We start from the raw sequence: 23,246 nt of genomic DNA, 5'->3' as shown, positions 1-23,246 counted from the left end.
TCGGCGTCCGCGCCGCGCTTGTGAGCGCAGGCGACATACCACTGCACGAAGTGGCGGAAGCTGAGACGAGTCGGCTCGCAGAGATGGGCGGAGAACTCCACATCCTCCACCACCAGCAGGCCGTCGGGGACCAGGGCGCGTTCGAAGCACGCCACGGCGTCGGCCGGGTCGGTGAGGTGGGAGAGCAGGAAGCGGGCATAGATGACGTCGAAGGGGCCAAGCGCCTCGGCCCGCTCATAGCCACCCACGTGGAACGCAGCGTTGGCCGGCGCGTCCTGGCCGGCCATGGAGATCTTGATCTCGTCGAGGTCGAGGCCCGTCACCGGGCCGGAGGTGCGGCGCGCCAAGTCGCGGGTCACGTCGCCCCCGCCGCAGCCCACGTCGAGGATGCGGGCGCCGGCCGGGATGCCAACCCGGTCGAGCAGGCTTCCCGTCGCCTCGGCCATGGCCTGGGACAGGACCGACAGCCTAGCGGCCCCGGCCATGCCGCCGGCGATGATATAGCTCTCGCCCATCGGACCGACTTCCCCTCAAGCCAGGCGGAAGTCGGAAACCGAACGACCGCTAGGTGTTCATCGACTGGAAGAATTCGTCGTTGTTCTTGTTCTGGCGCAGCTTGTCGAGCAGGAACTCGATGGCGTCCTGGGCCCCCATGGGGTTGAGGATTCGGCGCAGGACGTAGGTCTTCTGCAGCTGATCCTTCGGGGTGATCAGCTCTTCCTTGCGGGTGCCGGACTTCAGCACGTCGATGGCCGGGAAGATGCGCTTGTCGGCGACCTTGCGGTCCAGGATGATTTCCGAGTTACCGGTGCCCTTGAACTCTTCGAAGATCACCTCGTCCATCCGGCTGCCGGTGTCGATCAGGGCCGTCGAGATGATGGTCAGAGAGCCACCCTCCTCGATGTTGCGCGCCGCGCCGAAGAAGCGCTTGGGGCGCTGCAGGGCGTTGGCGTCCACACCGCCGGTCAGCACCTTGCCCGAGGACGGGACCACGGTGTTGTAGGCGCGGCCCAGACGGGTGACGCTGTCGAGCAGGATGATGACGTCGCGCTTGTGCTCCACCAGGCGCTTGGCCTTCTCGATCACCATCTCGGCGACCTGGACGTGGCGGGTGGCGGGTTCGTCGAAGGTGGAGCTGATCACCTCGCCGCGCACGGTGCGCTGCATGTCGGTGACTTCTTCCGGCCGCTCGTCGATCAGCAGCACGATCAGGTAGCACTCGGGGTGGTTCACCGCGATGGACTTGGCGATGTTCTGCAGCATGACCGTCTTACCCACCCGCGGCGGGGCGACGATCAGGCAGCGCTGGCCCTTGCCGAGCGGGGCGACGATATCAATCAGCCGGCCCGAGCGGTCTTTCAGGGTGGGGTCCTCGATCTCCATCTTGAGCCGCTCGTCGGGATAGAGCGGGGTCAGGTTGTCGAACAGCACCTTGTGGCGGACGTTCTCGGGGTTCTCGAAATTTGTGAGATCCACCTTGATGAGGGCGAAGTAGCGCTCGCCCTCGCGGGGCGCGCGGATGGCGCCGTCGACGGTGTCGCCGGTGCGCAGGCCGAACTTCCGGATCTGCGAGGGGCTGACATAGATGTCGTCGGGGCCGGGCAGGTAGTTGGCCTCGGGGCTGCGCAGGAAGCCGAAGCCGTCGGACACCACTTCCAGGGTGCCGGAGCCGGAGATCTCGATGCCTTCCTCGGCCAGCGTCTTGAGGATCGCGAACATCATGTCCTGCTTGCGCATGGAATTGGCGTTCTCGATCTCCAGCTTCTCGGCGAAGGCCAGCAGGTCGACCGGCGACTTGTCCTTCAGCTCCTGGAGGGACATCCGGGTGATGCCCAGCGCGGCGATGGCCGCGGAGAGTTCATTGTCTTCGTCGTCGTCCACCGTCTCCTGCGGGGCTTCGACCTGGGCGTCCATCGCCTGGTCGAGGGCGGAATCTTCGGTGTCGAGGGTGTTGTCGTCTGACATGGGTAGCGCCTTGATACGGCTCGGCGCGCCCGGACTTGAGACAGTCCTCGGGCGTCGAGCAACTTGAAACGTCTGGGGCGGGCCTGGGGCTCGCCGGGGTGTTCAGGGGCCGGGACGCAGCAGCTCTAGAGTTTGGGAAGCGCGCGTCGCCGGAAATAGGGCGGGGCATGACTTCGCCGATTGCGCGACGCCATGTGATGCCAGCGGAACCACATCGCGCGGTTCGGGTCAAGCGCGCGGGCTGCTAACTCACCAAGGGCCAGGTGATGCTCATGTAGATCGCCGCGTAGATCAGCCCCACAACAAGCAGGCAGCAGAGCGCCATCAGGATCCAGAATGAGACCGGCTCCTCTTGCTTGCGGACAATGAGGCCACGAGGATTCCAGACTCGTCCGGTGCCGATACAGACCGCGATGTAAACGGTTACAGCTGCCGCAATCGCCAAGCATTCGGCGGCCTCGGACATGGATCGGCTAGCTCCCGAACTCCATCGTCACCGCCAGGACCATGATGATGGCCGCGATGAAAGGCAGTTCGTTGGTCATCTTCCAGAAGCGTGCGGTGCGGGTGTTGGTCCCGGCCACGTATTTCTTGCGGGCGGCGCCCAGGAATCCGTGCCAGCCGGTCATGAAGACGATTCCCGACAGCTTGGCGATCATCCAGGGCTGCTGCAGATACTCCCAACCGCCGCGGACCTCGGTGGCGTTCACATAGATCAGGGCCAGGCCGAACACCCAGGTCGCCACCATGGCCGGGCCCATGATGATCCGGTAGAGCTTCAGCTCCATGGTCTGGAAGAGCTTGTCCATCTCGCCGCCGGGCTCGGCGTCGGCGTGGTAGGCCAGCAGCCGCGGCAGGTACATGATCCCGGCCATCCAGGCGATCACCGCGATGATGTGCAGGCCGCGCAGCAGGTTGTAGTCCACGCTTAAGCTCCCTGGGTTGATCGCCCGCATTTGCCATAGCCGGCGGGGCAAAGCCATGCCCCCTCCGGGGCGGCGCCGCCATCGCGCGCCAGGGCGTGGGTCACGGTCTGGGCCAAGGCGGTGATGAAGGCCTGGTCGACGCCGAGCGCCGGGGCCCGCAGATAGGGGGCGACCCCCTGGTTCTCGGCCAGTTCGGCATATTCGTGGTCGAGCTCCACCAGGGTCTCGATGTGCTCGGAGACGAAGGCGATGGGCGACAGCAGCAGGCCGACCCCCTGCTCGCCGGCGATGTGGATCTCCTCCACCGTCGAGGGGCCGATCCACTTCATGGGGCCGACCCGGCTCTGGTAGCAGACGCGCCAGTCGGGCAACTCGGGCAGCAGGGCCGCGACCGCTGCGGCTGTGGCCTCCACCTGGGCCTGGTAGGGATCGCCGCCTTTGATCACCTTCTCCGGCAGGCCGTGGGCCGAGAACAGCAGGCGGACCTTGGCCGGCCGGCCGGCGTCGACCCAGGTCTTGCGGATGGTCTCGGCGTGGGCGGCGACCAGGCCTTGGGCGGTGGGATAGCAGCAGACGGTGCGGGTGCGGCCGGGACCTTTGTAGGTCTTCGCCCAGTCCTGGAGGGACGAGGCCGTCGTGGTGGTGGAGAACTGCGGATAGAGCGGCAGCAGGACGATCTCGTCGGGGGCGAAGGCGGCGACCTCTTTCGCCGTCTGATCGGCGAAGGGCTTCCAGTAGCGCATGGCGATGAAGGCCTTCACCGTCAGGTCGGGACGTGCGGCCGCCAGGGCCGCGTCCAGGGCGGCGGCCTGCTTCTGGGTCTCCGGCAGCAGGGGCGAGGCGCCGCCCATGATGTTGTAGTTGGCCTGGGCCGAGGCCTCGCGCCGCGAGGAGATCAGGGCGGCGATGGGATAGCGCAGCAGGGCCGGGACGCTGATGATCGCCGGGTCCTTGAACAGGTTGTAGAGGAACGGCCGCACGGCGTCGGGGCCGTCCGGACCCCCGAGGTTGAAGAGGACGACCGCGACGCGGCTCACTTGCCGGTGACCCGGCGGATGGTGCGCTCGATATGCTCGATCGGCGTGTCGGGCAGGACCCCGTGGCCGAGATTGAAGATATAGGGGCCGGAGTTCCACTGCTCGATCAGAGCGTCGACCCGGGCGTCCAGGGCCGGCCCGCCGGCGCGCAGCAGCAGGTTGTCCAGCGCCCCCTGGATGGTCTTGCCGCTGTCCTGGATCCTCTGGCCCAGCACCGCGCTGGCCTGGGTGTCGAGGGCCACACAGCTGACCGGGACCCGGGCGGCGTAGTTCTCCACCAGGGCGCCAGCGCTGCGCGGGAAGCCGATGAAGGGCACGTCGACTCCGGCGGCGCGGACCTTCTCGATGATGGCGGTGTGCGGCTTGATGACGATGCGTTCGAAGACGTCCTCGGCCAGGCCCTCGGCCCAGCTCTCGAACAGCTTCAGCACCTGGGCGCCGGATTTCGCCTGCATCACCAGGTAGCGGGCGGTGCTCTCCACCAGGACGTCCAGCAGGCGGTCGAGCTTTTCAGGGTTCTGGTAGGCGTAGGTCCGGGCGCCGGAGCGGTCGGAGCCGCGGCCCTCGATCATGTAGGTGGCCACGGTCCAGGGGGCTCCGGCGAACCCGATCAGGGCGCGGTCCGGCTCCAGCTCGGCGCGCACGCGGGCCAGCGTCTCGCCGATGGCCGACAGCCGGCCGGTGGAGGCCTCGATCTGGTCAGCCATGCTCTCGATGGAGGGCAGTTCGCCCAGCCGGGGACCCTCGCCCGTCTCGAACCAGACCTCCTGGCCGAGCGCCTGCGGGATCAGCAGGATGTCGGCGAAGACGATGGCGGCGTCCAGGGGGAAGCGGCGCATCGGCTGCAGGGTGGCCTCGGCCGCCATCTCGGGATTGTGGCAGAAGGCGATGAAATCCTTCGCCCGGGTCCGCAGCTCCCGGTACTCGGGCAGGGACCGCCCCGCCTGACGCATGAACCAGACCGGCGGGCGATCCAGGGTTTCTCCGGCGAGCGCCCGGAGCAGGCGGGGTTCTGAACTGTTGGACATGGAGGGCGTTAAACCGGCTTCGAGGCTCGGGCTCAAGCCCGCCTGTTCTTCCTCGCCTGCCTTCTACCTTTCTAAGAAATAGAATCTTGGATGAAGAGGTAGCGGTAGGGCCTGGGCAAGCCGGGGACAAAGCCCGGTGCCGCACCCCCTTTTCGACTCTCTTTCCCCAGCCGGCGTTGGTTTCCTCCGCAGGGCCAAGGCTCCGCTGTGGATTGTGTTAATGAAGTCTTAACGTGCTGAACGGCCTTAACGATTCATTAACCCCACGGCTCCGCTGCGGGTGAATGAACACGAGTCTTTCGCCGCGCGCCGCACGGCGGCGTCGGACAACCAACGCCGCAGGGACAGCTGGCCCACGACGACCGGGCAAACTCCTGAAACGGCGCCCGTTATCCGCAGGCTTCGGGATCGACGCGCGAATTGGCCGCGGCTATCCCCAAGCGCGCGCGGCTTCGCTAAGAAGGTATCGACTCCTCTATCCCCAGATATTTCGACGCACCCGCCAACGGCGACCCGGACCCGATGACCACAGCCTCGCGCTTCGCCACCTATTTCCATGTGCACCTGGTCTCCGACTCCACCGGCGAGACCCTGAACGCCATGGCGCGCGCGGTCTGCGCCCGATTCGAGAACGTCCTGCCCATCGAGCATATCTACGCCCTGGTCCGCTCGCCCCGGCAGCTGGAGCGGGCGCTCACCGACATCGAGGCCGCGCCTGGCGTGGTGATCCACACCATTGTCGATGACGAGTTGCGGGCCGCCCTGGAGGAGGGCTGCCGAAAGCTGGACATGGCCTGCATCCCCGCCCTCGATCCCCTGGTCTCGGCCCTCTCGCGCTATCTGGGCGCGGCGCTGACCCGGCGGGTGGGGGTGCAGCACGCCCTGGATAACGACTATTTCAACCGCATGGACGCGCTGAACTACGCCATCGGCCACGACGACGGCCAGGGCGGCCAGGACCTGGACCAGGCCGACGTGGTGCTGGTGGGCGTGTCGCGCACCTCCAAGACGCCGACCTGCATCTATCTGGCCCACCGCGGGGTGCGGGCCGCCAATGTGCCCCTGGTTCCGGGCCGGGCGCCGTCGGAAAAGCTGCTGAACCTGAAGAACGCCCTGATCGTCGGCCTGACCATTTCACCCGACCGGCTGATCCAGATCCGCCGCAACCGGCTGCTGAGCCTGAAGGAGGACCGGGACTCCACCTATATCGACATCGAGGCGGTCCGGCAGGAGACGGTCCTGGCGCGCCGGCTCTATGAGCGGATGGAGTGGCCGGTGATCGACGTCACCCGCCGCAGTGTCGAGGAGACCGCCGCGGCCGTGCTCAACCTGCTGAACGGCGGCCACGGCCAGATCGAGGTGCTGGGATGAGCGGCCATCAGATTATTCTCGCGTCGAAGAGCGCGGCCCGCACAGCCGTGCTCAAGGGCGCGGGCGTCCCCTTCGAGACCGCCGTCTCCGGCGTCGACGAGGAGGCGGTGAAGACCGCGATGCTGGGCCAGGGCGGCACGCCCCGCGACGTGGCCGACGCGCTCGCCGAACTGAAGGCGGTGAAGATCTCGCGGGGCCGGCCAGGCTTCGTCATCGGCGCCGACCAGACCCTGGAGTTCGAGGGCGGGCTCTATGACAAGGCCGAGACGGTGGAGGCGGCCCGCGACCGGCTGAAGCTGCTGCGCGGCAAACCGCACAAACTGCATTCGGCGGTGGTGGTGGCCCGGGACGGCCAACCGATCTGGCGCGAGGTGGCCACCTGCACGCTCACCATGCGCGCGTTCAGTGACGATTTCCTGGAGGCCTACCTGATCGCCGAGGGCGACGAGGCCCTGGGTTCGGTGGGCTGCTACCGGCTGGAAAGCCACGGCTCTCAGTTGTTCTCGAAGATCGAGGGCGATTACTTCGCCATCCTCGGCCTGCCCCTGCTGGGCCTGCTGGACCTGCTGCGCAAGCACGGGGCGCTGTCGGTATGACCAGGATCACGGGCGCCACAGTGGTGGCGGGCGTGGTGGGCCACCCGATCGCCCACTCGATGAGCCCAATCCTGCACAACGCCTGGCTGGCGGCGGCGGGGATCGACGGGGTCTATGTGCCCTTCGACGTTACCCCAGAGAATTTCCCGAGCTTCATCAAGGGTCTGCGGGGCGGCTCGCGCGCCGGACTGAACGTCACCCTGCCCATCAAGACCCAGGCGCTGGCCCTGGCCGATGAGGTCAGCGAGCGGGCGCGCCTGGCCCAGGCGGCAAATGTTCTGGTGTTCGGGCCGGAGGCGCGGATCCTCGCCGACAACACCGATGGGCTAGGCTTGCTGACCGCCTTCGCGGTCCAGGCGCCGGGCTTTGATCCCGCCGCCGCGCCAGTGGCCATACTGGGGGCGGGCGGCGCGGCGCGGGGCGCGGCGGCGGCCTTCCTCAGCGCCGGCGCCCGGGACATCCGCGTCATCAACCGCACTGTGGCCCGGGCCGAAGAGATCTCCTCCGACCTGGGCGGTTGCGTCCGCGCCTATGGGCTGGACCAGGCGGGGCTCGCCTTTGCGGGTGTCGGCGCCCTGATCAACGCCACCTCGGCGGGACTTTCGGGGGCGGGGGTGCTGGACGTGCCGATCGCCGCGACGCCGGCGACCGCGGTGTTGATGGATATGGTCTACAAGCCGCTGCTCACCCCGTTCCTGGCCCAGGCCCAAGCCCTTAACCGCCCCACCGTGGACGGGCTGGAAATGCTGATCGGCCAGGCCATACCGGCCTTCCACGCCTTCTTCGGCCAGCCGCCCCCAGAGAGCGTCGATGTCCGAACCCTCGCCAAGCAAGCCCTGGGACTTTGAAACAATGCTGATGATCGGCCTGACCGGCTCCATCGGGATGGGGAAATCCACCACCGCAGCCATGTTCCGCGAGGCCGGCGTGCCGGTCTATGACGCCGACGCCGTGGTGGCCGACCTCTATCTGAAGGGCGGGGCCGCCGTCGAACCCCTGGAGGCGGCCTTTCCGGGCGTCACCAAGGACGGGGCGGTCGATCGCGAGGCCCTGCGCCAGAGGGTGCTCGGCGACGACGCGGCCATGGCCAAGCTGAATTCGGTGGTCCACCCTCTGATGGGGGCTGACCGCACGGCCTTCTTCGCCCGCGCCCAGGCGGCCAAGGCCGACATGGTGGTGATGGACATCCCGCTGCTGTTCGAGACCAAGGGCCATCTCAACATGGATGTCGTGGTGGTGGCCTCGGCGCCCGAAGACCAGCAGCGCGCCCGGGTCCTGGCGCGGCCCGGCTGGACCGCCGAGCGTCTCGACGACATCCTCAAGCGCCAGCTGCACGACAGCGAAAAGCGCAAGCTGGCCCATTTTGTCGTCGAGACCGGCCACGGCCTGGATCATGCGCGGGCCCAGGTGCACGAGATCATCGCCGCCCTACGGGACCCGGCGCGTCGTCCCCAGGCAATCGGCCCTGCGACCTGAGGCCAGGTTGAAACCGGGTTCGAAGCGCGGCATCTAGGGCCATGGCCCGCGAAATCGTCATGGACACCGAGACGACCGGCTTCGAGCCGCACCTCGGCCACCGGCTGGTGGAAATCGCCTGCCTGGAGATCGAGGACTTCCTGCCCACCGGCCGGCATTTCCACGTCTATATCGATCCCGAGCGCGACATGCCGCCGGACGCCGAGCGGGTGCACGGCCTGTCGGCGACCTTCCTGCGCGGCAAGCCGAAGTTCGCCCACCCCGAGGTCAGTCACGCCTTCCTGGAGTTCGTCGGCGACGCCCCGCTGATCGCCCATAACGCCACCTTCGACCGGGCGTTCATCAATCACGAGTTGGGGGTCTGCGGCCTCAATATCGTCGAAGACCACCGCTGGATCGACACCCTGGCCCTGGCGCGCAAGCGCTTCCCCGGCATGGCCAACTCGCTGGACGCGCTCTGCAAGCGCTTCAAGATCTCGCTCACGGAGCGGGAAAAGCACGGCGCCCTGATCGACGCCCGCTTGCTGGCCGCGGTCTATCTGGAGCTGAAGGGAGGCCGCGAGCGGAGCCTGGAGCTGATGACCCAGGCCATGGACACCGCCGCCTATGCTGTGGCCAACCCCTCGGTCTACGGCGCCCGGCCCCGGCCGCTGGCGTCCCGCTCCACCGACGCGGAGCGCGAGGTGCACGCGGCCTTCATCCGCGAGGTGCTGAAGAACGACGAACTCTGGGTGCGGTTCGGGCTGTAAACACAGCCGCTCACCCCGGCGAGGGCCGGGGCCCAGGTCGTAGGTCACGACCTGGGATCGAATTCTGAAAGCGGCGGAATCTGGGTCCCGGCCTTCGCCGGGATGAGCGGATTGTCTTACGCGTTGCCGATCTGCGGGGCGCCGTCGGCCTGGGCGCGGCGGGCGGCGTAGACGCCGGCGAAGTCGATCGGGTCCAGCAGGAAGGGCGGGAAGCCGCCGTCCGAGGTGACGTCGGCGATCACCCGGCGGGCGAAGGGGAACAGGAAGCGCGGGCATTCCACCAGCAGCACCGGCTCGAGCTCTTCCTGCGGCACGCCGGCGATCTCGAAGACGCCGCCATACAGCAGCTCGACGTGGAAGACAGGGCCGTCGTCGCGGGTGGCGCGGGCCGAGAGCTTCAGATCCACCTCGAAGAAGCCGTCATCGCGGCCGCGGGCGTTCATTTCCACGCCCATATCGATGGAAGGCTGGGTGGAGCCGGCCCGCAGGCTCTCGGGGGCGCGCGGGTTCTCGAAGCTGAGATCGCGGATAAATTGGGCGAGAATCCGGATTCCGGGCTCGGGCAGGCCGATATCGGCGCCGTTTTCCTGGCCGGCCGCGTTAGTGTCGCTCATGGTGGCGAAGATTCCGTGCTCTAAGGACGTCCATTGACGCCCTGTTTGGGACCGGCGCTGCTATCATGCGACTTTCGCCGATGCAACGTCGCCCCTGACGGGGGCGTTGCAACGTCCTATATTAGGCTCCACCCCCCGTCTCCAACGAAGCGATAGTGTTTTGCCGATCTTAGAGCTGATCATCTTTGCAGGCCTCGCGGTCGTCGTGCTGTACCAGCTCTATTCGGTGCTGGGCCGCAGGGTTGGCCGGCAGCCCGAGGACAATGCGGGCGATCCGGCCCTGGCCACCGTCAAGCCCGCGCGGCTGGAGGGCGATGAGCCCCAGGCCGCCGAGGCCGCTGAGGGCGTGGCCCTGTCGGGCCTGGCCGCCGTGCGCGCCCGCGACGCGAACTTCGACCTCGGCCGGTTCCTCGGCGGGGCCAAGGGCGCCTATGAGATGATCGTCACCGCCTTCGCCGCCGGCGACCGCGACACCCTGCGCAACCTGCTGGCGCCTGGCATCCTGGCCAGCTTCGACGCCGAGATCGCCCGGCGCGAGGCCGAGGGCCGCACCGAGCTGGTGGAGTTTTCCCATCCGCCCCGCGCCGACCTGGAAAAGGCCGACGTCACAGGGGACACCGCCCAGGTCACCGTCCGTTTCCTGGCCGAGTTCCGCAGCCGCACCAAAGGACCGGAGGGCGAGGGGGTCGACGACCGCCGCACCGCCGAATTGTGGACCTTCGAACGCAATCTTAAGAGCCGCGACCCCAACTGGACCCTCGTCCGAGTCGACGCCGCCGAGGCGTAGGACCATCCCGGCCCCCGGCCGTTCCAGCCCGGAGTCCGTCGTGGCCCCACTGAAAATACTCCTGGCCAGCCTCTGCGCCCTGACCATGACCGCCTGCGCCACCGCCAAGCCGGGTCCCGCGCCCCATCCGACCCCGCGCCCGACCCCCGGACCGGGCCCCGCCCCCGTTTTCGAGCAGTTCAGCGACCTGCCGGGCTGGGCGGCCGACGATCACGCCGCGGCCTTCGAGGCCTACCGATCCACCTGCGGCGCGGCGCGAGACGCGGCCATGGGGGAGATCTGCCGCCGGGCGCGGCCGCGGCCCCTGCTCTCCGGGCCGGAGGCGCGGGCCTTCTTCGAGGACAATTTCCGCCCGCAGGCCCTGCCGGGCGAAGGCGTCCTCACCGCCTATTACGCGCCGGAATATGAGGCGCGCGCGCGCCCCGACGCCGAATTCTCCGCGCCCGTGCGGCCCAAGCCCGCCGACCTGGTGTCCAGCGGTCAGGGCGGCCGCGACGCCCAGCAGCGGGGACCGGACGGCAAGCTTGGCCCCTATCCCGACCGCACGGCCATCGAAACCTCGCCCCCGACCCAGGTGCTGGCCTGGATGCGGCCCGAGGAGCTGTTCTTCCTGCAGGTCCAGGGCTCGGGCGTGGTCACCTATCCGGACGGCCGGCGGGTCAAGGTGCTGTTTTCCGCCACCAACGGTCGGACCTTCGCCGGCATCGCCAATCCCATGCGCGACCGCGGGCTGCTGGCCGCCAACAACACCTCCGGCGAGGCGATCCGCCAGTGGCTGGCCGATCATCGCGGGCGCGAGGCCGACGAAATCATGCGGCTGAACCCGCGCTACGTCTTCTTCACCACCGCCCCGGATGACGGACGCCCGCCCGTGGGCTCGGCGGGCATCCCCCTGCCCACTGGCCGCGCCATCGCGGTGGACCCGAGCCGGCACGCCAGCGGCGAGCTGTTCTGGATTGACGGGGTGGCTCCGATCCTCAACGGCGCCTTCCCCACCTACCGGCGTCTGGTGACGGCGCTGGACGTCGGCGGGGCGATCAAGGGTCTCGTGCGCGCCGACCTCTATCTGGGCCAGGGGCAGCGCGCCGGGACCGAGGCCGGCCGGGTGCGCCATACCCTGCGGATGCACCGCCTGGTCCCCAGGGTCGGTCCGGGTCGGTGAAACGGCCGATCCGGCCCGACGAGCAGAGGCTGTGGTCCATGGTGGCGGCCACGGTCCACCCCATGCCGGGCCGCACGGTCTCCAAGGCCGAACGCGACGCCCTGGCCGCCCAGATCGACCGCAATGCGCCGGCCGCGCGCATCCCCATCCCGGAAAAGCCTGCGCCCAAGCGCCCGCCGCATCCGTGGCTGGGACCTGAAGGCATCGAGCCGCGCCGCAGGCATCGCATCGCCCGGGAGCGCGAGGAGCTCGGCGGCCGCATCGACCTGCACGGCATGGACCAGATGCAGGCGAAATCCGCGCTCGAGGGCTTCGTGCTCGGCGCCTGGAACCGCGGCGACCGCGCCGTCCTGGTGATCACCGGCAAGGGCGCGCGCGGGGACGGGGTGCTGCGCCGCATGACCCCGGAGTGGCTATCTGCGCCCAGCCTGCGCGAGGTGGTGGCCGGCATTTCCGAGGCCCACCGCACCCACGGCGGCGAAGGCGCGCTCTATGTGGCGCTGAAGCGGAAGACTCGCCTCTAACCCCGCTCACCCCAGCGAAGGCCGGGGCCCAGGTCATAGGTCACGATCTTGGATCAGGACCGGAAAGCCGTGGATGCATCTGGGTCCCGGCCTTGGCAGCTTCGCGCCGCCCTTCGGGTCGCCGGGATGAGCGGATTTGGGTTCAGGTCGCCTCGACCCGCGGCAGCTCTTCCTCGGCGTCCTCCTCAAGGCTCCATTCCGCCGCCATGGTGGTGACGGCGACATCGGCGGTGACGTTGCCGATGGTGCGGGAGATGTCGGGCAGGGTCTCCACCGCCAGCAGCAGGGGCAGCAGCTCCATCGGCACCCCCATAGCCATGGAGATGGGGCCGAGCGTGGTGAAGAAGGTCACGGCGCTGGCGACGCCCACGGCGGCCAGGCTGACCGTGGCGGCCACCAGAACGCCCACCACCAGCACCAGGGGGCTGAGGGGCACGCCATAGATGTGGGCCACATAGATCACCACGGCCATGTTGCCCGCCGGGCTGGTCATGCGGAACAGGGCCACGGCCATGGGCAGGACCATGCCGCGCACCTTGTCGGGGACGCCGAGCTTCTGGGCGGTCTCCAGCATGGCCGGCAGGGAGGCCAGGGACGACTGGGTGGAGATGGCGACCGCCTCCACCGGGATCATGGCCCGGACGAAGGCCATGAGGGGCACCTTGCCGAACACCACCGCCAGGATGACGGCGATCACCGCCATGCTGAGACACATGATCGAGACGATGACCACGTAGTGGCCGAGCACGCCAACGGCTCCCAGGCCCGTGCGGGCGCCGGTGACCAGGGCCAGCGCGAAGACCCCGAAGGGCGCGGCCCACAGCACCCAGTGCACCAGGGTCATCATGGTGTCCTTCACCGCGTCGAAGAACCCGAACAGGGAGGCGCGCGTGGCCGCCGCGATCCGGGTGGCGGCCAAGCCGAACACCAGGGCGAAGACCACCAGGGGGGCCATGGCCCCGTCGGCGGCCACCTTCACCGGATTGGTGGGGATGAAGCTCTTGACCATCTCCTGGATGGTGGGGGTCGGCGGGATCTCGCCGTTGGCGGCGTCGGCCGAGGCGCGCAGGGCCTGGGCGGCCTCCACTGGAGCGGGCCAGAGCGCCAGCAGGGCCGGGGTGGCGATGGCGGCGAAACTGGCCGACAGCACCAGCAGCACAGCGAAAAGCCCCAAGGTCTTGGCCGCGTCGCCGCCAGCCCGGGCGGTGTCGGCGGCCTGGGCGACACCGGTCACCAGCAGGGCGAAGACCAGGGGGATGATGGTCATCCGCAGGGCGTCAAGCCAGACCCCGCCGGCCGGCTCGGCCACCGCGATGATCTGCGGCGCGTAGTCGGGGAGGTAGGCTGCCACGGCGGCGCCGGCGCCGAGGCCAGCCACGAGGCCGAGGAGTACGCGGGTCGTCAGGGTCATGGGGCAGGTTCACCGGGCCAGCGCGTCCGCGCCAGCGAAAAAACCGCCGTAGGCCCGCCGGTTCCCTATTCGGGCAGGCCGAAGGCGACGATCTGGTCGCCGCGCCTGGTGTCGGACTTAGAGTGGCCGCCGGCGGCGATCACCACATACTGCCGGCCCTTCCAGACATAGGTCATCGGGGTGGCCTGGCCGCCGGCCGGCAGGCGGCCCTTCCACAACTCCTTGCCCGAGCGGGCGTCGAAGGCGCGCAGGTAGTTGTCCATGGCCGCGCCGATGAAGACCAGGCCGCCGCCGGTGACGATGGGACCGCCGAAATTGGGCGTGCCGGTCCCCTTCATGAAGAGTTGCGAGCCTGGCGCCAGGTCCCGCGTGGTCCCCAGGGGCACGCGCCACAGCACCCGGCCGTCGTGCATGTCGATGGCCGAGAGCTCGCCCCACGGCGGCGGGTTGCAGGGCAGGCCGAGCGGCGAGCGCAGCAGTTCGCGCTTCATGCCGTAGCGGGCTCCGGCGTTGGGGCTGATCTCCACGTCCGGCTGGGCCTTACGGGCGGCCTTCACGGTCTCCGCCGGGATCAGGGTCACCTTGTGCAGGGCGCTGGAGGTGTTGGCGTAGACGATCTGGCGGGCCGGGTCGAAGGCGATCCCGCCCCAGTTGGAGCCGCCGCCGGTGAAGGGATAGATGATCGTCCCCTGGGTGGTCGGCGGGGTGTAAAGCCCCTCGTTGCGGGCGCCCTCGAGGAGGCGACGGCAGGCGGCGCGGTCCCAGGGGGTGAGGCCGAAGGCGTCCTCGGGCGCGATCCTGTCGGGCGCCAGGGACTTGGGCGCGACGGGGAAGGGCTGAGTCGGCGACAGGGTCTCTCCCAGGGCGCCGCCCTGGGGCACGGGGCGCTCCACCACCGGGATGACGGGCGCGCCGGTGTCGCGGTTCAGCGTGAAGAGCAGGCCCTGCTTGCTGGTCTGGATCACGGCGGGCGAGGTGACGCCGCGATAGGTGACGGTGGCCAGGGTCGGTTGGGCCGGGACGTCATAGTCCCAGACGTCGTGATGGGTGGTCTGGAAGCCCCAGGCTAGCTCGCCGGTGGCGGCCTTGAGCGCCACCACGGAATTGGCGTGGCCGCCGTTCCCGGGCCGGGCGGCGCCGTAGAAGTCCGGGCTGGCGCTGGAGGTGGGCAGGAAGACCAGGCCGCGGGCCTCGTCCACCGACATCGGCGCCCAGACATTGGCGGCGCCTGCGGTGATCGCCGGGCGGGCTGAGTCCAGCGGATCGAACCGCCACTTCAGCTGGCCGGTCACCGCGTCGAAGGCGTGGACCGCGCCAGAGGACTCCTCGACCTTCTGGTTGTCGTCGATGGAGGAGCCGGTGATCACCAGCCCTCGCGTCACCACCGGCGGCGAGGTGATCTGGGCGCCGCCGGCGCGGGTCAGCTTCACGCCGGGGATGGCGGGAACCCAGCCCTCAGTTCCGAACCCGCGACAGGCCTTGCCGGTGGTGGCGTCCAGGGCGAACAGCCGCCGGTCGTTGGTGTTCATGAAGATCCGCTCGGCGCAGGGGGCGCCCTGCGGCGCGGCGGGGTTCCTCCAATAGGCCAGGCCCCGGCAGGTGTAGTCGTTGGGATAGTCGATGTCGGTGGCGATCTTCGGGTCGAAGCGCCACAGCGGCTGGCCGTTGGCCGGATCGATGGCGCTGGCCGTGTTGAAGGGCGAACAGAGATAGAGCCGACCCGCCGCCAGGATCGGGGTGACCTGGAAGGAAGCGCTTTCCATCGCCGCGCCCTTGGTCGCCATGTCGCCCGTGGAGAAGGTCCAGACGGGTTTCAGCCGCTTGACGTTCTGCGGCGTGATCTGGCCGGCGGTGGAATAGCGCTGCCCTCCGGCGTCGCCGCCGTAATAGGCCCAGCCGGTGTCGGGCGCCGGGGCGACTGGGGCCCCGGAACAGGCGGCGAGGGTGGCGGCGGCGAGCAGGGGCAGGGCGTGTCGGGTCATGCGCGCAGGGAAGCGTCAGAATCCCGCGCGGTAAAGAGGGTTGGGCGGCGGACCCGCCCGGACCGGCTAGCGCCAGGCCTGGCCGGCGACGTAGGCGGCGGACTCGCGGGTTAGGGCCCGGACCGACTGGTCGTCCAGGCGGCAGGAGGCGACGGGCAGGCCGCCGGCGATGTCGACGATCTTGCAGGTGATGTTCTGGGCGAAGGCCACGGCCATCAGCGAGCCTCGGTTGGCCGGGTGGGCGGCGGTCTTCTGCAGGGGTTCCGGCGCCAGGGCGACCTCGACCCACTGGTCAGGGGTCGCGCCGAGCGCCACGCACAGGCGCTCGGAATCTACGACCTGCAGCACCGGACCGTGGATTTCCGCGCCGACCACGGGCGCCGAACCCTGACACGGGGCCTCGGCCTGAGCCGCGCCGGCCGCGCCGATCAGGGCCATGGCCGCGATCGTCCCGCAGAGTTTTTGAAGTCCAGACGCCACGACGGCCCGCCCGATGAGGAATTCTGCTAAAACAATCCACAAGCGCGGCCTTGGTTCCGGTTGGACCCGAAGCCGCTCCTGGCCGTTACAAGGGCCAGTCCAAAGGGATCATCATGAGCAAGCCGGTCACCATCAATATTCCCCACGACCTGGGCGCCGCCGTCGCCCGGCAGCGGATCGAGGAGGGCTTCGGAAAGATCACCCAGCAGTTCGGCGAGGCCGCCTCCAAGGCCCTGACCAAGACCTGGACCGGCGACCGCATGGATTTCTCGGTGGCCGCCATGGGCCAGCACATCACCGGCCACCTGGACGTTCAGGAGGCCGCGGTGCTGATGACCATCAACCTGCCCAACGTGCTCGCCCTGTTGGCGGGCAAGATCAAGGGCCGCGTCCAGAAGGAAGGCCAGCTGCTGCTCAAGTAGCGGCCGCCAGGGCCGCCAGGGTCCGGCGCCGGTAGAGCCACTCGACGCAGGCCAGGATCACCACGGCCAGGACGAGCTCGAAGCCCAGCTCGCTGAGCTTGAGGGTGGCCGGCGCCGAGGTGGGCAACAGCACCTCCCCGAACAGGGCCACCCCCAGGTTCTGGGTGGCGTGGGCCCCGATCCCGAACTCCAGGCCGCCGAGGCGCAGGGTCGCCCAGGCGAACACCATGCCCAGCAGGGCACGTGCGGCAAGGGCGCCGGGATCGAACTCCAGGTGGAAGAGGGCGAAGATCACGCCGTTGATCAGCAGCACCAGCCAGACCCGGCGGGTGAAGGCGCCCACCTGCTGCAATAGGTAGCCCCGGAACACCACCTCCTCGGCCCATGAGGCGATCAGGAACCCCAGGCTGACGGCGGCCATATAGGTCAGGCGCTGGCTCAAGGGCTCGCCCGCGTCGAGGATTGGCGCCTCGCCGCTCTGGGGCATGAGCACCGAGATCAGGCTTAGCGCCAGGATGGCCACGACGCCCGCCGCCGCGCCCCAGGCCAGGACCTCCCAGCGGAAGCGGGGCGCCACGGTGATCCAGCTGCGGAAGGGCCGGCGAAATACCAGCCGCGCCGCCAGCAGCAGGCCCGCCGCCGCCGCGGCCAGGCCGATCCCCACCTCGAGAATGTAGACGCTGGATTTCAGCAGCCGTGGCAGGTCCGATAGCTCGCCGCCGACCACATTGACCTGCAGGCCCAGGGCCCGACCCGCGCCGAACACCGCCAGGATTACCGCGAAGCTGGCCGCGATGGCGGCCACGGGGCCGGCCACCGCCATCAGGGCCACCCAACGCCCGGCACGGTCGCGGGGCGTCGTCTGGGCGAGGAAGGGCGGCGTCGCGCGACCGGCGAGCACATCAAGGGCGGGGATCATCAAGAGCCAGGTTAGCGCGGCCCGCCCACCTCGACTATGGTGGCGCCATGCGCGCCGCTGCTTTCGCCGTCACCGTCACTCTTTTGTCCGCCGCCCTGTCGCTGGGCGCCGCCCAGGCCGCCGATCGCGGCGTCATGCAGGACAAGGACACCTTCCGCGACGCGGCCATGGCCCCCCTGGAGGACCTGAATCTCAAACAGAAGGGCATCCCCGACGTCCTGCTGCGGGCCCGCGCCGATCCCTATGACATGGAGGGCCTCTCCCGCTGCGAGCCTATCGCCGGGGAGATTGGCCGCCTGGACGCCGCCCTGGGCCCCGATCTCGACGAGGCGCCTGCGCCCGACACCCGGACCCGCGCCGAGAGGGTGGGCGGGGCGATCAAGGACGCCGGCATTTCCGAACTGCGCAGCGAGAGCCGCAGCCTGCTGCCGTTCCGGGGCTGGGTGCGCAAGCTCACCGGCGCCGCCCGCCACGACAAGAAGGTCCAGGCCGCCATCCGGGCTGGCGAGGTGCGCCGGGGCTATCTGAAGGGCGTGGGCATGCGCATGAACTGCGCCCCGCCCGCCGCGCCCAGCTGGTTCGTCCCGACCCCGCCGCAGAGCGTGGTGGAAAAGGTGGTGGGCCAGTCCTTCGACGGCCTCTGGGCGCGGATCACCACATGGTTCTGGAGCTGGTGGCCGTTCTAGACCGCCCCTGGGGGAGAGGAGATCAGGTCTCCGACTTGCGCCGCCATGCCTTTTCTTCCAGGCCCGAGCGGCCTTCGCGGCTCTCCAGCCAGGAGGCGACGTCGTCCAGGCTGACGCCGGCGGCGGCCAGGACCACCAGGAAGTGGTACATCAGGTCGGCGCTCTCGGCGGCCAGGCCGTCCCGGTCCTTCTGGACGGCGGCGATCACCACCTCGACGGCCTCCTCCCCCAGCTTCTTGGCGGCGCGCTCCACGCCTTCCGAGAGCAGCTTGGCGGTATAGGAGCTTTCGGGGCTGGCGCCCTTGCGCTGCTCGATGGTGGCGGCGAGACGGTCAAGGGTCTCGGAAAAGCGGCTCATGCGAAGGCCTCCGTCAGGCGGACAGGAATGTGAGCGTCAGCCATGGCGCGCTTGACCTCGCCGATGGAGACTTCTCCGAAATGGAAGATCGAGGCGGCCAGGACGGCGTCAGCGCCGCCCTTGGTCACGGCCTCGACCATGTGAGCCGCGCTGCCGGCGCCGCCCGAGGCGATCACTGGCACGTTCACCGCCGCGGTCATGGCGGCCAGCAGCGCGATGTCATAGCCGGTCTTGGCGCCGTCACGGTCCATGGAGGTCAGCAGGATCTCGCCCGCGCCGCGTTTCACCGCGTCGATAGCGTAGTCCACCACGTCCAGCCCCGTCGCGGTGCGGCCGCCATAGGTATAGACCTCCCAGCCGTCGTTGCGTCCACCGGAGCCGTTGCGCGCCGTGCCGTGCTTGGCGTCGATGGCCACCACCACGGCCTGGGAGCCGAAGGCGTCGGCGCAGGCGCTGATGAGGTCGCGGTTCTCCACCGCGGCGGTGTTGACGCTGATCTTGTCGGCCCCGGCCAGCAGCAGACGCCGTGCGTCCTCCACCTGGCGGATGCCGCCGCCGACCGACAGCGGCATGAAGCAGACATCGGCGGTGCGGGCGATGACGTCGAGGATGGCGCCGCGCCGCTCGTGACTGGCGGTGATGTCCAGGAACATCAGCTCGTCGGCGCCGGCGGCGTCATAGGCCTTGGCCTGTTCGACGGGATCGCCGGCGTCGCGCAGGGCCACGAAGTTCACGCCCTTCACCACGCGGCCGTCCTTGACGTCCAGGCAGGGTATGACGCGAACCTTCAGCATCAGGCGGCGACCTTGAGGGCCTCAGCCGGGTTGATGGCCCCGTTGTAGAGCGCCCGGCCCAGGACGGCTCCTGCGATCGGCACGCCCTTGCGCGCCCGCAGGCGCACGATGTCATCGACGCTGGCCAGGCCGCCGGCGGCGATCACCGGGATGTTCACGGCGTCGGCGATGGCGCCGAAGGCCTCGACGTTGAAGCCCATGACGGTGCCGTCGCGGTCGATGTCGGTGATGATCAGGGCGCCGACCCCGGCGTCCTCGAAGCGCTTGGACACCGTGACGGCGTCGAGGTCGGAGCTTTCGGTCCAGCCCTGGGTGGCCACCTTGCCGGCCCGCACGTCGACGCTGACGGCGATCTGCTCGGGCCATTCGCGGGCGCAGGCCTTGACGATCTCGGGCTCGGTGACGGCGATCGTGCCCAGGATGATCCGGGAGACCCCGGCCTCGATCCAGCGCTCGACGTCCTTCATGGAGCGGATGCCGCCCCCCAGCTGGACGGGGATCGAGACGCTTTCGAGGATCGCCTCGACGGCCTTCTCATTGATCGCCCGGCCCTGGACGGCGCCGTTCAGGTCGACGACGTGGACCCAGTGAAATCCGCTCTCCACGAACTGCCGGGCCTGGTCGGCGGGGGAGGAATTGAAGACGGTGGCGGTGGTCAGGTCGCCGTGCAGAACGCGCACGCACTGGCCGTCCTTCAGATCAATCGCGGGATAGAGGATCACGGACGCCACTCCAGGAATCGCGCCAGGAGGGCAAGCCCGGCGCTCTGCGACTTTTCAGGGTGAAACTGTACGCCCGCGACATTGCCCTTGGCGACAGCCGCTGGGAATCGGCCGCCGTGATCGACCCAGGCGGCGACGTCATTCTCGTCGTCCGGGTAGAAGGCGAAGGAGTGGGTGAAATACATCGGCGCGTCACCGATCCCGGCGATCAGGTCGGGGCCGTGGGGCGAAACCAGGGTGTTCCAGCCCATGTGTGGGATCTTGGCGCTGGCGTCGGTGGGCTCGACCCGCCGTACATCGCCGCCGATCCAGTCCAGCCCGCGGGTCTCGCCGAACTCCAGGCCGCGCGTGGCCAGCAGCTGCATGCCGACGCAGATGCCCAGGAACGGGCGGCCATTGGCGCGCACGGCCTGCGTCATCGCCTCGATCAGGCCGGGACGCTCGGAAAGCGCGGTCATGCAGGCCGAGAAGGCCCCCACGCCGGGCAGGACGATGCGGTCGGCGTTGGCCACCGTCTCGGGGTCACAGGTGACCACGATCTGGCTCGCGCCGTCGGCGGCCTTCACCAAGGCCTTTTCGGCCGAGCGAAGGTTGCCCGACCCGTAGTCGATCAGGGCGACACTCTGCATGGACCGAAATCTCTTTTCGTTGCCGCGCGCTCGGACGCAAAATTCGAAGCCACTTTTGCTGAGCGCGCTTTACAGGACGCCCTTGGTCGACGGAGCGTGACCATGGGTCTTGGGGTCGAGTTCGACGGCCGTGCGCAGGGCGCGCGCCAGGGCCTTGAAGCCGCTCTCGGCGATGTGGTGGCTGTTGTCGCCGTAGAGGGTTTCCATATGCACGCAGGCGCCCAGGTTCATGGCGAAGGCGTGGTGGAATTCCTTGAACAGCTCGGTGTCGAACTCGCCGATCTTCGGGGTCTTGAACGCGACCTTCCAGATCAGGTACGGGCGATTGCAGAGGTCCAGCGCGCAGCGGGTCAGGGTTTCGTCCATCGGCACATAGGCGTGGCCGAAGCGGTAGATGCCCTTGAAGCCGTCCAGCGCTTGCCGGATCGCCAGACCGATCACGATCCCGGTGTCTTCCACGGTGTGGTGAAAGTCGATGTGCAGGTCGCCCTTGGTGCGGACGTAGAGGTCGATCCCGCTGAATCGCGCCAGACCGTCCAGCATGTGGTCAAAAAAACCGATGCCGGTCTCGACATCGGACACGCCGGAGCCATCCAGATCCACGCGGACCGTGATGTGGGTTTCCTTGGTGTTGCGGACGACTTCGGCCGTGCGGGCCATGGCTTAAAGTCCTTTCGACGCCGCCAGGTCTTTCAGATTGACCAGGGGGCGCGGGCCGTAGTGCGAGATCACTTCAGAAGCCGCCAGCGAGCCGAGCTGGCCGCAGACGTTCAGCGGCCGGCCCTTGGCGAGACCGAACATGAAACCGGCTGCGTATTGGTCGCCCGCGCCGGTCGTGTCCACGACTTTCTCCACAGCATAGGCGGGAACGTCGAAGGTTTCGCCGGCCGCGCAGATGGTGGAGCCGGCCGCGCCGCGGGTGACGGCGGCGATCTTAACCTTGCCGCGCATCTGGGCCATGGCGTCATCGAAGTCGGTGGTCTGGAACATCGCCATCAGTTCGGTGTCGTTGGCGAAGACCAGGTCGACCTGGCTTTCGATAAAGCCCAGCAGGGCCTCGCGGTGGCGTTCCACCACAAAGCCGTCCGACAGGGTGATGGCCATCATCCGGCCGGCGCCCCGGGCCAGGCCCGCGGCCTTGGCGAAGGCCCGGCGGGCCGCCTCGGCGTCGAACAGGTAGCCCTCGAGATAGACGATCTTGGCGCCCTCGATGATCGCGGCGTCCACATCATCGGCGGCGAACTCGGTGGAGGCGCCCAAATAGGTGCACATGGTGCGCTCGCCATCGGGGGTGACGTTGATCAGCGACCGCGCCGTGGCGGGGCCGCCCGTCAGCGGCGGGGTGTCGAAATGGGCGCCGATGGCCCGCATGTCGTGGGCGAAGACATCCCCCAGCTGGTCCTTGGCCACCTTGCCCATATAGGCCGCGCGGCCGCCGAAGCTGGCGACCCCGGCGATGGTGTTGCCGGCCGAGCCCCCCGACGCCTCGATGCCCGAGGCCATCTTGCCGTAGAGCTCCACGCCGCGCGCTTCGTCGATAAGCATCATGGCGCCCTTGTCCAGGCCGTTGGCCGACAGGAAGTCATCCGTCGCCGGGGCGATCACATCGACGATGGCGTTGCCGATGGCGGCGACGTCGTACAGTTCGGTCATTAGAGCTTTCCGGGGAAACGTAGGCGGGCTGACTACAGGGAAAGGCCCGCTTGATCAACGAGAGCGGGGCTTTGGACAGGATAGGACATGCGGCTTTTTCATTTCAGCGACGATCCGGGCATCGAATGCTTCGTCCCCAGGCCGGTCCGGGTTCCCTCCACGCGGCCGCCGGGGCTCGACTGGCTGAACGGCCCGCTGGTGTGGGCCATCGATGAGGTGACGCAGCCGCTCTATTTCTTCCCCCGCGACTGCCCCCGCATTGTGCTGTGGGAAACGCCGACCACCACCGCGGAGGACCGGGCGCGGTGGTTCGGGGCCAGCAACGCGCGGATGATCGCTCACGTGGAGTGGGCCTGGTTCGAGCGCCTGCGCTCGCAAACCCTCTATCGCTACGAATTTCCGGTCGAGAGCTTCGAGGACCTGGCTGACGCCGGCATGTGGGTGGCGCGCCAGGCCGTCACGCCCCTGGGTTTCGAAGCCCTCGATGACCTGCCGGCCATGATGGCGGCGCACGGGGTCGAGCTTCGGGTCATGGAGGGCCTGGCGCCGCTTCGAGACGTCTGGTCCACCAGCCTGCACGCCAGCGGGGTCCGACTGCGACATGCTCAAGGTTGGGCGGCAACTCCTGAGCCCTCCACACGTTAGGTCGCCGAGGCGGACCACCCGCCAAAGCGTTTGGAGGACCTGCACATGGGCATTCTCAATCAAGACAAGTCCAAGGACGACAAGCTGTCGGTCCAGGACAAACGGGCCATCAAGGACGCAGAGGTGCCGCACGCCCGCAAGGTCGAGCCGCTGGAGGCGGACGAACTGCCCGACCAGTTGGCGGACAAGGAGCAGGACGCCGAAGACCGGCAGGAAGCCCTGCTTGACGAGGGCCTTGAAGAGAGCTTCCCGGGCAGCGACCCGGTGAGCGTCAAGCGCATCACCTGATCGCGCTTCCGAGTTAGGGCCG

The 23,246-nt window shown here is 68.8% G+C and carries 29 protein-coding genes; 12 read left to right on the top strand and 17 right to left on the bottom strand.

The window, feature by feature from the left end; all coding sequences use genetic code 11:
• The 6 genes from RMO97_RS06180 to hemE form a co-directional block, all read right to left on the bottom strand.
• On the bottom strand, nt 1-515 hold a 515-nt coding region (locus RMO97_RS06180), incomplete at its 3' end, for a class I SAM-dependent methyltransferase (RefSeq protein WP_310539648.1).
• 49 nt (nt 516-564) lie between these two features.
• Complete coding sequence (gene rho / locus RMO97_RS06175) at nt 565-1,965, bottom strand: transcription termination factor Rho (protein ID WP_310539647.1); 1,401 nt, start codon at nt 1,963-1,965, stop codon at nt 565-567.
• A 244-nt stretch (nt 1,966-2,209) separates the two neighbouring features.
• Complete coding sequence (locus tag RMO97_RS06170) at nt 2,210-2,431, bottom strand: hypothetical protein (RefSeq protein WP_310539646.1); 222 nt, start codon at nt 2,429-2,431, stop codon at nt 2,210-2,212.
• Between the two features lie 7 nt (nt 2,432-2,438).
• Nucleotides 2,439-2,891 (bottom strand): CopD family protein, encoded by a 453-nt coding sequence (locus RMO97_RS06165; RefSeq protein ID WP_310539645.1) that lies wholly within the window; start codon nt 2,889-2,891, stop codon nt 2,439-2,441.
• A gap of 2 nt (nt 2,892-2,893) precedes the next feature.
• The gene (gene hemH / locus RMO97_RS06160; RefSeq protein WP_310539644.1) at nt 2,894-3,928 is read right to left on the bottom strand and encodes a ferrochelatase; all 1,035 of its coding nucleotides are present in this window, start codon (nt 3,926-3,928) and stop codon (nt 2,894-2,896) included.
• Nucleotides 3,925-4,956 carry a uroporphyrinogen decarboxylase gene (hemE, locus tag RMO97_RS06155; RefSeq protein ID WP_310539643.1) on the bottom strand — a complete coding sequence of 344 codons (1,032 nt, stop codon included), beginning with the start codon at nt 4,954-4,956 and terminating at the stop codon, nt 3,925-3,927. Before hemE ends, hemH begins: the two co-directional genes overlap by 4 nt.
• A 522-nt stretch (nt 4,957-5,478) precedes the next feature.
• On the opposite strand from hemE, the gene RMO97_RS06150 reads away from it, so the two are divergent.
• Genes RMO97_RS06150 through dnaQ form a run of 5 tightly spaced genes read left to right on the top strand, consistent with a single transcriptional unit; the run spans nt 5,479 to nt 9,148 of the window.
• Entirely contained in the window at nt 5,479-6,327 is an 849-nt protein-coding gene (locus RMO97_RS06150; protein WP_310539642.1) for a pyruvate, water dikinase regulatory protein, read from the top strand.
• Nucleotides 6,324-6,923: a nucleoside triphosphate pyrophosphatase gene (locus RMO97_RS06145; protein WP_310539641.1), complete on the top strand. Its 600-nt coding sequence runs from the start codon at nt 6,324-6,326 to the stop codon at nt 6,921-6,923. Before RMO97_RS06150 ends, RMO97_RS06145 begins: the two co-directional genes overlap by 4 nt.
• On the top strand, nt 6,920-7,771 hold the full coding sequence (gene aroE / locus RMO97_RS06140) for a shikimate dehydrogenase (protein WP_310539640.1): 852 nt from the start codon (nt 6,920-6,922) through the stop codon (nt 7,769-7,771). The genes RMO97_RS06145 and aroE overlap by 4 nt, the downstream gene beginning before the upstream one ends.
• A gap of 4 nt (nt 7,772-7,775) precedes the next feature.
• Nucleotides 7,776-8,399 carry a dephospho-CoA kinase gene (coaE, locus tag RMO97_RS06135; RefSeq protein ID WP_310539652.1) on the top strand — a complete coding sequence of 208 codons (624 nt, stop codon included), beginning with the start codon at nt 7,776-7,778 and terminating at the stop codon, nt 8,397-8,399.
• 41 nt (nt 8,400-8,440) lie between these two features.
• Nucleotides 8,441-9,148 (top strand): DNA polymerase III subunit epsilon, encoded by a 708-nt coding sequence (dnaQ, locus tag RMO97_RS06130; RefSeq protein ID WP_304780512.1) that lies wholly within the window; start codon nt 8,441-8,443, stop codon nt 9,146-9,148.
• Nucleotides 9,149-9,264: 116 nt separating this feature from the next.
• Here dnaQ and secB read toward each other — a convergent pair whose 3' ends face one another.
• Nucleotides 9,265-9,762: a protein-export chaperone SecB gene (gene secB, locus RMO97_RS06125; protein ID WP_310539639.1), complete on the bottom strand. Its 498-nt coding sequence runs from the start codon at nt 9,760-9,762 to the stop codon at nt 9,265-9,267.
• A 166-nt stretch (nt 9,763-9,928) separates the two neighbouring features.
• Here secB and timA point away from each other — a divergent pair, with 166 nt between their 5' ends.
• From timA to RMO97_RS06110, 3 genes are read left to right on the top strand one after another with little or no spacing between them, the layout of a single operon-like run.
• Nucleotides 9,929-10,549, top strand: a complete 621-nt coding sequence (timA, locus tag RMO97_RS06120) for a TIM44-related membrane protein TimA (RefSeq protein ID WP_310539651.1) — start codon at nt 9,929-9,931, stop codon at nt 10,547-10,549.
• Nucleotides 10,550-10,589: 40 nt separating this feature from the next.
• Nucleotides 10,590-11,711: an MltA domain-containing protein gene (locus tag RMO97_RS06115; RefSeq protein WP_310539638.1), complete on the top strand. Its 1,122-nt coding sequence runs from the start codon at nt 10,590-10,592 to the stop codon at nt 11,709-11,711.
• The gene (locus RMO97_RS06110) at nt 11,708-12,235 is read left to right on the top strand and encodes a Smr/MutS family protein (RefSeq protein WP_310539637.1); all 528 of its coding nucleotides are present in this window, start codon (nt 11,708-11,710) and stop codon (nt 12,233-12,235) included. Before RMO97_RS06115 ends, RMO97_RS06110 begins: the two co-directional genes overlap by 4 nt.
• 142 nt (nt 12,236-12,377) lie before the next feature.
• Here the strand turns inward: RMO97_RS06110 and RMO97_RS06105 are convergent, their stop codons facing one another.
• From RMO97_RS06105 to RMO97_RS06095, 3 genes are all read right to left on the bottom strand, one after another.
• On the bottom strand, nt 12,378-13,646 hold the full coding sequence (locus RMO97_RS06105) for a cation:dicarboxylate symporter family transporter (RefSeq protein WP_310539636.1): 1,269 nt from the start codon (nt 13,644-13,646) through the stop codon (nt 12,378-12,380).
• Nucleotides 13,647-13,711: 65 nt separating this feature from the next.
• The gene (locus RMO97_RS06100) at nt 13,712-15,628 is read right to left on the bottom strand and encodes a pyrroloquinoline quinone-dependent dehydrogenase (RefSeq protein WP_310539635.1); all 1,917 of its coding nucleotides are present in this window, start codon (nt 15,626-15,628) and stop codon (nt 13,712-13,714) included.
• 66 nt (nt 15,629-15,694) lie between these two features.
• On the bottom strand, nt 15,695-16,108 hold the full coding sequence (locus tag RMO97_RS06095; RefSeq protein WP_310539634.1) for a hypothetical protein: 414 nt from the start codon (nt 16,106-16,108) through the stop codon (nt 15,695-15,697).
• Between the two features lie 113 nt (nt 16,109-16,221).
• On the opposite strand from RMO97_RS06095, the gene RMO97_RS06090 reads away from it, so the two are divergent.
• Complete coding sequence (locus RMO97_RS06090; RefSeq protein WP_310539633.1) at nt 16,222-16,530, top strand: polyhydroxyalkanoic acid system family protein; 309 nt, start codon at nt 16,222-16,224, stop codon at nt 16,528-16,530.
• Here the strand turns inward: RMO97_RS06090 and RMO97_RS06085 are convergent.
• The gene (locus tag RMO97_RS06085) at nt 16,523-17,449 is read right to left on the bottom strand and encodes a type II CAAX endopeptidase family protein (RefSeq protein ID WP_310539632.1); all 927 of its coding nucleotides are present in this window, start codon (nt 17,447-17,449) and stop codon (nt 16,523-16,525) included. The two genes, RMO97_RS06090 and RMO97_RS06085, sit on opposite strands and share 8 nt — an antisense overlap.
• Before the next feature lie 47 nt (nt 17,450-17,496).
• On the opposite strand from RMO97_RS06085, the gene RMO97_RS06080 reads away from it, so the two are divergent.
• A complete protein-coding gene (locus tag RMO97_RS06080; RefSeq protein ID WP_310539631.1) occupies nt 17,497-18,135 on the top strand; it encodes a hypothetical protein in 639 nt (212 codons plus the stop codon).
• A gap of 22 nt (nt 18,136-18,157) precedes the next feature.
• Here the strand turns inward: RMO97_RS06080 and RMO97_RS06075 are convergent, their stop codons facing one another.
• From RMO97_RS06075 to RMO97_RS06050, 6 genes are all read right to left on the bottom strand, one after another.
• On the bottom strand, nt 18,158-18,493 hold the full coding sequence (locus RMO97_RS06075; RefSeq protein ID WP_310539630.1) for a phosphoribosyl-ATP diphosphatase: 336 nt from the start codon (nt 18,491-18,493) through the stop codon (nt 18,158-18,160).
• The gene (hisF, locus tag RMO97_RS06070; protein ID WP_310539629.1) at nt 18,490-19,287 is read right to left on the bottom strand and encodes an imidazole glycerol phosphate synthase subunit HisF; all 798 of its coding nucleotides are present in this window, start codon (nt 19,285-19,287) and stop codon (nt 18,490-18,492) included. Before hisF ends, RMO97_RS06075 begins: the two co-directional genes overlap by 4 nt.
• Nucleotides 19,287-20,009, bottom strand: coding sequence for a 1-(5-phosphoribosyl)-5-[(5-phosphoribosylamino)methylideneamino]imidazole-4-carboxamide isomerase (gene hisA, locus RMO97_RS06065; RefSeq protein ID WP_310539628.1), 723 nt, complete (start codon nt 20,007-20,009; stop codon nt 19,287-19,289). Before hisA ends, hisF begins: the two co-directional genes overlap by 1 nt.
• Entirely contained in the window at nt 20,006-20,638 is a 633-nt protein-coding gene (gene hisH, locus RMO97_RS06060; RefSeq protein ID WP_310539627.1) for an imidazole glycerol phosphate synthase subunit HisH, read from the bottom strand. Before hisH ends, hisA begins: the two co-directional genes overlap by 4 nt.
• Before the next feature lie 69 nt (nt 20,639-20,707).
• The gene (gene hisB, locus RMO97_RS06055; RefSeq protein WP_310539626.1) at nt 20,708-21,298 is read right to left on the bottom strand and encodes an imidazoleglycerol-phosphate dehydratase HisB; all 591 of its coding nucleotides are present in this window, start codon (nt 21,296-21,298) and stop codon (nt 20,708-20,710) included.
• Nucleotides 21,299-21,301: 3 nt separating this feature from the next.
• Nucleotides 21,302-22,291 carry an adenosine kinase gene (locus RMO97_RS06050; protein ID WP_310539625.1) on the bottom strand — a complete coding sequence of 330 codons (990 nt, stop codon included), beginning with the start codon at nt 22,289-22,291 and terminating at the stop codon, nt 21,302-21,304.
• Nucleotides 22,292-22,378: 87 nt separating this feature from the next.
• Here RMO97_RS06050 and RMO97_RS06045 point away from each other — a divergent pair, with 87 nt between their 5' ends.
• Together RMO97_RS06045 and RMO97_RS06040 are read left to right on the top strand one after the other, a co-directional pair.
• Complete coding sequence (locus tag RMO97_RS06045) at nt 22,379-22,936, top strand: DUF6886 family protein (RefSeq protein WP_310539624.1); 558 nt, start codon at nt 22,379-22,381, stop codon at nt 22,934-22,936.
• 45 nt (nt 22,937-22,981) lie between these two features.
• Nucleotides 22,982-23,224 carry a hypothetical protein gene (locus RMO97_RS06040; RefSeq protein WP_310539623.1) on the top strand — a complete coding sequence of 81 codons (243 nt, stop codon included), beginning with the start codon at nt 22,982-22,984 and terminating at the stop codon, nt 23,222-23,224.
• Nucleotides 23,225-23,246 lie beyond the last annotated feature (22 nt).

Origin of the sequence: Phenylobacterium sp. (assembly GCF_031425575.1) — a bacterium.
In the GTDB taxonomy this organism is placed as follows: Bacteria; Pseudomonadota; Alphaproteobacteria; order Caulobacterales; family Caulobacteraceae; genus Phenylobacterium.
This window is presented reverse-complemented; position numbering and strand designations above follow the sequence as displayed.